Annotated in this window: 5 protein-coding genes; all 5 read right to left on the bottom strand. The window is 56.8% G+C overall.

Annotated elements, in window-relative coordinates; genetic code table 11:
- A partial coding sequence (locus ENN66_05390) for a transporter substrate-binding domain-containing protein (protein ID HDS16031.1) occupies positions 1-1,042 on the bottom strand: 1,042 nt, incomplete at its 3' end.
- 179 nt (positions 1,043-1,221) lie between these two features.
- A complete protein-coding gene (locus tag ENN66_05385; protein HDS16030.1) occupies positions 1,222-1,986 on the bottom strand; it encodes an ABC transporter ATP-binding protein in 765 nt (254 codons plus the stop codon).
- Complete coding sequence (locus ENN66_05380; GenBank protein ID HDS16029.1) at positions 1,983-3,056, bottom strand: iron ABC transporter permease; 1,074 nt, start codon at positions 3,054-3,056, stop codon at positions 1,983-1,985. The genes ENN66_05385 and ENN66_05380 overlap by 4 nt, the downstream gene beginning before the upstream one ends.
- Positions 3,056-4,138 (bottom strand): iron ABC transporter substrate-binding protein, encoded by a 1,083-nt coding sequence (locus ENN66_05375; protein ID HDS16028.1) that lies wholly within the window; start codon positions 4,136-4,138, stop codon positions 3,056-3,058. Before ENN66_05375 ends, ENN66_05380 begins: the two co-directional genes overlap by 1 nt.
- A gap of 16 nt (positions 4,139-4,154) precedes the next feature.
- Positions 4,155-6,392: a TonB-dependent receptor gene (locus ENN66_05370; protein HDS16027.1), complete on the bottom strand. Its 2,238-nt coding sequence runs from the start codon at positions 6,390-6,392 to the stop codon at positions 4,155-4,157.
- Between the last annotated feature and the right edge of the window lie 444 nt (positions 6,393-6,836).

The following is a 6,836-nucleotide window of genomic DNA, read 5'->3' as shown; positions in this document are numbered from 1 at the left end:
TGGCCCGCAGCTTCTCATTGGCCCGCAGCAGATGACGGGTGCGTTTCTGCACCTGCGCGCGCAACAGCAGGATCAGGGTCAGGGCTAAAAGCAACGCCCCGAAAACCGCGCCGATGATCCAAAGCAGATATGGCGGCACAATTTTCTGGGCCGGTTTTTCCAGCCATTGTCCCAGCTCACGATAATATACCGAACCCGCCTGGTTCTTCATGGTGCGCAGATGCCGGTCGATAGCTGTCAGCAGGTCGGCGTTGCGACCCCGACTCGCGGCGAAAAACAAGGGCGCCGCGTTAAAGACGAGCGCCGTGCGCTCGAGGTCGTAATCCTGATAAAAATAGTTTCCAAAAAAGTTATTGGCCGCCACCGCGTCCGCCTCTCCCCGGGCCGTCAGGGTAAAGGCTTTTTCGTAGGAGTCCACCTTGATGATGGAGTTTTCACAGCCAAGCCCCCGGAGAATTCGTTCCAGAGTAGTTTGCTGAATGGAATCCTCGAACAGGGCGAGGCGCAGGTCGTGCAGATCAGACCAGTTTTTAACCGGTTTCTTAGGGTGCGTATAGATCTGGGACCAGCTTTCGAGAACCTCTTCCTGGTGGAAATCCAGAAATTGCTTTCTTTCCGGTGAAAAAGCGACATCCGGCATCAGGTCGATCTGTCCCCGCTCAAGCGCCGCCAGGGCTGCGGTCCAGGCCGAAGGAACAAAGATCAACTGCCAGTTTTCCTGCTTAGCGACTTCCTCGATAATGCCGGCGAAAATTCCCGCAGCCCGACCGTCGGCGGCGGTGAAAATCTTGGGCTTGTTTTCGTAGAGGCCGATGCGGACCGGGCGAGAACCTGAAGGGAGTTGAATTTGATTTTCGGTTTCAGGAGCGGTGGCTGCCGAAAGCCTTTCCTCGAAGGGGGGGCTTGGTGCTTGCGATAAAAGCTTAGCGTCGGCCAAGCTTTTATCGGCGTTTGCCGGCGGGACGAGGAAAAATAGGCCGAGGATTAACAGCCCGATGGGGTATTGCCGGCGGCCGACGGCCGGTTGGTTATTTGTGGCCATGACTGATTTCCTGAGCCGACAAAATTTTTTTGGGGCGGCTTGAGTTTGAAAGCCAAGGTGTACTCATTTTACAGTGACGAGGTCAAGGAATATTTTAGGGATAGCCCAGTCAGCATCTTTCCGTTGCCGCAAGGACAAGGTTGGGCTGGGCGACTGCCGGAAAACGGTAAATGAAAAAATCAGGCGCTCAGCGGAACCACGACCGGCAGGCCGGCGACCTCGGTGAGCACGCTCTTGAGCCGGAAGACTTCTTCAATCAGTTTCGGAGTGATGATGGCACTGGTTCCGGCCGCGTGCAGCCGGCCCCGGCGCAGAAAAATGAAGTGATCGGCAAAGCGCAGGGCGGCGTTGAGATCATGGGTCACGACCAGGGTGGTCAGCTGGAGTTCATGGGTGATTTTGCGTAGCAGCGCCATGACCTCCAACTGGTTGACCAGATCAAGGTGGTTGGTGGGTTCGTCCAGCAGCAACAGCCCGGGTTTTTGTACCAGCGCTCGGGCAATGACCACCTTTTGCAGTTCACCTCCGGAGAGTTCGCTGGTCAGGCGATCGGAAAGTTGATCAAGATGAATCATTTTCAGGATCCTGTCAACTTCTCGAAGATGGCTTTCCCGGTTTGCGGCAAAACCGGTCGTCACCGCCTGCCGTCCCAGGAGCACGGCTTCAAACACCGTGCAATTGATGGCCGGTGATTTCTGTGGCATGTACCCGCAGCGCCGGGCGAGGTCACGGCGGGAAAAGTCTCGACAGTCGGCACCGTTCAGCAGAACCGTGCCCCTCTGAGGCTTGAGCAGCCGGTTGATGGTTTTGATCAGGGTCGATTTGCCGGAGCCGTTGGTCCCCATAACAACCCCGAGCCGCCCGGTTTCAAGCCTGAAGGAAATATCGGTTAAAACCTGATTATGGGGATAGCTGAAGGAAATTTGGCGCAGTTCGACACTCATCTTCTTTCCTTGCGGCCTCGGGCCAGCAGGTAGAGAAAAAGCGGGGCTCCGGCAAAAGCCGTGAGAATGCCGACCGGCAGAATCGTCGGGGCCAGCAGGAGGCGGGCGAGCAGATCGGCGCCGAGCAGCAGCAGGGCTCCGGCCATGGCCGAATAGGGAATCAGATAGCGATAGTCCTGGCCGACCAGGGGGCGCATCAGATGGGGAGCGATCAGGCCGACAAAACCGATAATTCCGAGAAAGGCGATGGTGACCGCGGCCAGCAGGGAGGTGAGCAGTAGGGTGAATAAACGCAGGCGTTCGACCTCTATGCCGAGACTTAAGGCGGTGTCGTCGCCCCAGAGCAGGGCGTTGAAACTCCAGCCCTGGCGCCAGAGGTAAAGGAGGGCTGGAAACAGCAGCAGGGCCATCAGGTACAAATCCCGAGGGCGGGCTTTGCCGAGATCGCCAAAGGTCCAGAAAACGGTGCCTGCCACCTCGACATCACTGGCGAAATACTGAAGCAGCATGGTCAAGGCTCCGAAAAAAGCACTGAGAGCCACTCCCGACAAAATCAGGGATTCCGGAGTGATTTCGCGGAAATAAGCCAGCATGCTCAGGACCGCGACGGTCAGCAGAGCCCCTATGAAGGCCGCAAGAACCACAATATAGGGGGCCAGCCTCGGGGACAGAAAACCATCTGCTCGAGGTAGTCCCGCCCCCAATACGATAATCGCGAAGGCAGCTCCGCAGGCTGCTCCCTGCGAGACGCCGAGGGTGAAGGGGGAGGCCAGCGGGTTACGCAGGACATTCTGCATGGCCGCGCCGGAGCAGCCCAGGGCGGCTCCGGCCAGCAGCGCGGCCAGAGCCCGGGGCAGACGAATGCGATTAATAACGTGTGTCAACAGCGGTTGACGATCGGAACCGCCCAGGACTTCCATCAGGGTCGACCAGGAGAATTGGTAGGTGCCGATTTTCAGGGATAACAGGAAAAGAACGATGATGGCCAGCAGCAGAAAAACACCGCTCAGGTTGCGGCGCTGAAGCCGTTTCCGATAATCGGAAATGGGGACGGCAGAAGCTTTATCCATCAGCGGCAGGCGAGGTTTTTCAGCGTAACGGGCTGAAAAGCCGGTAACGTGGCTCCATCAACCCTGAGATTCAGAAAAAAACGGAAGATTTCGTCAATCTTGGTATCGATGCAGAGCTTCGCGAAACTCTGCGGGTACAGCCGACTGCCGATAAACCAGGCGTTGGCGAGGGCGCTTTCAAGGTTGGTGTTATATTGGTTGTAGGGCAGCACTGTGTAGAGATGGTTTTCGCGCACGGCTCGAAGCAGCTCGAAAAATCTTTGGTTTTGCAGATACTGAAGAGCGATCTGGGACAGGCCGCTGGAGTCGAGAAAGATAATCTCCGGGTCCCATTGCAGCAGTTTTTCCTGGTCGATAAACAGATGGTCGCCGTTCGGATCTGATCCGGCGACATTCTCGGCCTCGACCAACTGGCCCGGGAAATAGCCGTTCTCGGTGCTTTCATAGCCGCGTCCTCCCTTGTAGGCCAGGCCGCCGAAATAAACCCGGGGCGAGGGGTGGGCCGCGCCCCGACAGAGGTCCCGCAGTTCGGCTTGCGTCTTTTCCAGGTAGGCTGTGATGGCTGCGGCCCGCTCCCGGCGACCGATAATTTCTCCCATCAGTGTCAGCGAACGGGTCGCTTCCTGACGCCAGACCCCGAGTTTCCCGTAGCTTAGAATGACCGTCGGAATGCCGGTTTTGGCCTGGAGGTTTTCGCTTTGCCGATAATCCAGGCCAATGACGAAAATCACTTGGGGGCGGCAGGCGAGCAAAGCTTCGCAATCAGGGAGCTTGCCGGCGCCGCCGCTGCCGATGCAGGGGAGCTGGGTCAGCTCCCGGCGAATGGCCTCGGAATAGGGCCGAAAAAAATCGGGCAGGGGTTTCAGCTCCAGTTCCTCGATGCCGACCACCTGATCGATGGCCTGCAGGTAAGTGGCCAGACGCAGGGCGCCGGGGCCCAACGCCACAATTCTGTCGACCCGATCGGGGACGATGACCTGGCGTTCTGCCAGGTCGATAATCTCGCGGGCCTCGGTTCGACCGTCCAGGAACAGGGAACCCAACAGCAGCCCCAACAGGATAAAAAGGTTGCGTGCTTTCATGGCGGAAAGTTTCGTCCTAAAATTTGCCGCTGATTTTGCCGATCAGGGTGAAAGGCACCCCGGCGTAATACTGGCTGGCGGAAGAGCCGTCGTCGTCGGCATTGATAGTGCCGACGTATTTCTTATCGAAAAGATTAATGCATTCGAGTTCCAGCCCGGCTTCCCGGAGAAACTTCAGGTTCTTTAACCTATAGCCGATGGTCATGTCAACCGTTGTGTAGCGGTCGATTTTTTCCCGGTTTTCAATGTCGCCGTAGCGCCGGTCGACATATTTCAGGCTGGGAGCGAAGCTCAGATCGCCCCAGCGGTAGATGGCGCCGGCTTTCAAAAGCCAGCGCGGGGTGTCGGGCAGATCCTGGTTTTTGGCGGCCAGCCCGGCGCCGGAGTTGTTGACGTCGTCATCGAAGGTGGCTTGGCTGTAGCTTGGATTGAAATAGAACATCAGGTTGTCGGCCGGATAGATATTGCATTCCAGCTCAACCCCCCAGATGGTCGCGTCGCCGAGGTTCTGATGGTAGTTGACCCCGACCTTTGGGTCAAAGGCGACAAACAGCAGATCGTGATGCTGAGCGTAGAAAATGGATGGGGCGAGACTGAACCAGCGATGTTGAAAACGGCAACCGAAATCAAAGTTGTCCGAGGTCTCCAGTTTCCACTGGTCGAAAACATCCTGCAGGGTGATGCCGGCCGCCTGAAATTTGTCTCGGTTCTGACTGTAGGTCATTGCCAGCGGAACGTAGGCGTACGGCCGCATGAAATTGCGGCCGTAATTGAGATAGAAATCCAGGGTCGGAGAAGCCTGAAAGCCGAAGCTCAGCGTCGGCAGCCATTTCTGATAACGCAGGCTTTGCAAGCTCATCGCGGCATCGACGCCCAGGTTGTGATTGAGCGCGTCATGATAGACGGCCGGAGTGTCCTTGTTGCTGAGATAGGCCAGGCTGGCGGGTTCTTTAAGGGAAAAATATTTAATTCCGGCCTGGCAGCTGAAAGGGCCGCATTGACGGCTCAACTGGAAATAGGGGGTGTGGATCTGGCCCGCGCCCCGGTTTTCGGCGAGATAAGCCCAACCCGCGTAGTTCCGACCGGCGCCATCGAGCTTGTTCTTGCGAATATATTTTTCCAGGTCATGGTTTTCATACCAGTAGCCGGCGCTTACCAGATAATCTTGCCATTGGCCCACATATTCGAGCTTGTAGCCGAAGCGCTCGCTGTCGACATACTTGTCGGCGGCTCCGTCCAGCCATTTTTTATCCTCGCTCGCATAGTAGGGTTTTAAGGTCAGGCTGTGATCCTGGCTGATTTTATATGTGAAAATCGCTACCAGGTCGTGGTTTTCAGTCTGGTTATGGTGATATTTGTAATAGTCGACGTCGGCCGGACCGCCGGTCACCTCTTTAAGGTAATCATCATTGTAATGGCTGGAGATATGACGGGCCTGATTGTAGCTGAGCGCTTGATACAGGTCCATCTCGGCATCATCGTAGTTGTAGAAGAGTTCGGCTTCGAAGCGGTCTCCCAGGGGTTGCTGCAGGCCGATGGTCAGATGCTCGCGTCCGCCGACCTCACCCCGGCCTTTCCACTTGTTGGCCTCGGTGTGGGAGGCGGAAACAAAGGCCCGGCCCGCAGTGGGCAGCCGTCCCGAGTCGAGGCGGAGAAAACTGCGGCTTAAAGAGTGAGCGCCGAGACTCTGCTCCAGCACCAGACCGGAGGTTTCCGCCGGTCTGGTGTAGCTTAGGGCAATGGTGCCGCCACGATTACCGGTGCCGCTGCTCAAAGGGGCCGGCGCGGCGCCACGATAGAGTTTCAGCGATTCTATATTTTCAAGATCGTAAAGGTAATCGCGGGGACCGATTCCCATAATGCCGTAATTGGGAATGCCCTCCGCCGACATGCCGGCGAACATGCTGCGAATGCCGCGCAGGCGAAGCTCGGCGCCGCCGATGCCACTGGGATCGATAAGTTCGGGATTAAGCCCGGGCAAAACGGAAAAAGCCTGGTAAACGCTGCTGAGACCGCCGATGCCTGCCAGTTCCAGGCCGTCCGGGGTGATCTCGCTGCCGGTATAAAGGAGGTCTCCTTCCTGCCGGGTGGGACTGATCGGCAGAGCCTTGACCGTCAGCTCATCGATTCTGGTAGCCTGCGGTGAAAAAGAGGGTTCTTCCGCCGCCAGACTTGCAACCGGATGACCCGGCAACGGCAAGGCGGTGGCGATCAGGAGGATGATGAACAGGAGTCGGTGAGCAGGCGTCAGCATTAATTTTCTCCTTGGTAGAGACGGCTCGTAACTGAAGAAATTACCTGAAGGTGGCTGTGGTTTGCGGCCGGATTCAAGGCGTGCCAAAAATTAAAAAACCACGAAAGCGGCAGCCCGTGCAACGGAACCTCTGCCGACCTTCGTGGTCGATAATTCTGCTTGTTGTAGCTGAAAAGGAGGATTTATTTGCTCGAAAGCTGCAATTCTTATCCGCCGGTAAACCTTCTTGGTCTGCTCGCGCGGGCAAGGAATAAATCCGAGGGGCAAACGTTATAACGAAAATCTGAAAAAGTCAACCGCTTTTGTATATTTTCAGCCAGCTTAAGTTTTGACGGCGATTGGGTGTTTTTTCGTAACCTCTCGTAAAGGTTCGACGTTTTTCCAGGGCCAGGGAGCCCTAAGCCCTGCGGCTGGCTGAGCGCACGCGTGCGAGGTGCGCAATTG

This window comes from Pseudomonadota bacterium (assembly GCA_011049115.1).
GTDB lineage: Bacteria > Desulfobacterota > Anaeroferrophillalia > Anaeroferrophillales > Tharpellaceae > DSCM01.
This window is presented reverse-complemented; position numbering and strand designations above follow the sequence as displayed.